The 852-nt window shown below is 56.2% G+C and carries 1 protein-coding gene; it reads right to left on the reverse strand.

Going from position 1 to position 852, the window contains the following annotated elements; translation table 11 throughout:
- Nucleotides 1-153: 153 nt before the first annotated feature.
- Nucleotides 154-852 (reverse strand): hypothetical protein (locus tag ACESTR_RS16265; RefSeq protein WP_373179459.1); only part of this gene is annotated, 699 nt, incomplete at its 5' end.

The following is an 852-nucleotide window of genomic DNA, read 5'->3' on the forward strand; positions in this document are numbered from 1 at the left end:
TTTCTCATAACTCGATAATGTTTGAATTGTGGCGCGGGGATGGATAGGCCCCGCACCGGGTTAAACTTCTTGATTCGGATTTTTTCAGTGGTTCGAGGATAGCCTCATGCGCTACCCGTAGTCTTTTTCTTTCATCGTGATGTCATTATGGGGTTAAACAAACTCACGGACGTCGAAACCCGTGGGAACCGAACCCTGCGGAGATGGGCTTTCCGCAGACCTCTCGGACATACGCCGGTGAAAGGCCGAGAGGTAGGTGTCGATCAGGGATTTTACCCTGTCGTTCCCGTCGGGGCGGCCCGAAACGATGACCTCGAACATGTCGGTCTGTTTCAGGCCCAGGAGGACACGTCCCGTTTCCTCCCTTTGCTCGTCTGTTGAAGGTGGATCGTGTACCACGTGGCGGTAGGCTTCGCCCATCTGTTCAAAACTAACCCCCTGGGCAAGCGAGCGGCCCAAAAGGGGCAGCTCTTCGGTGTCGTCTTCATCCTCGTCATAATCCGGCTCCTCCGCGTCCGCATCCGGGAAAGATTCATCGTACAGCGGAAAGTCGATTTCCAGAGGTTCGTTAGGCTCCCCCTCGGGAGCGACACCGAACACTTCATCCAGGTCTTCCGGCGGAATCTGCCGGGGGTGTTCGGGTACATTCGTGGGCACAAATATATCGGCTTTTTCCGTAACTTTTTCAGTTTCAGATTCTACGGCAGCTTGTGGCCGGGAGTGGCGCGGGTCGAGGACAAAGCGGCTCCTGCCGATGATCTCCTGCCGGCAGGGAGTGTCTTCGGCAACGATCCCGTCTGCCGGTTCGTTACGTTCCATCCGCCGCAGGCGGAAAAACGCCCACAAGGCATA

Origin of the sequence: Alistipes sp. DJF_B185 (genome assembly GCF_964250025.1) — a bacterium.
Lineage (GTDB): Bacteria > Bacteroidota > Bacteroidia > Bacteroidales > Rikenellaceae > Alistipes > Alistipes finegoldii.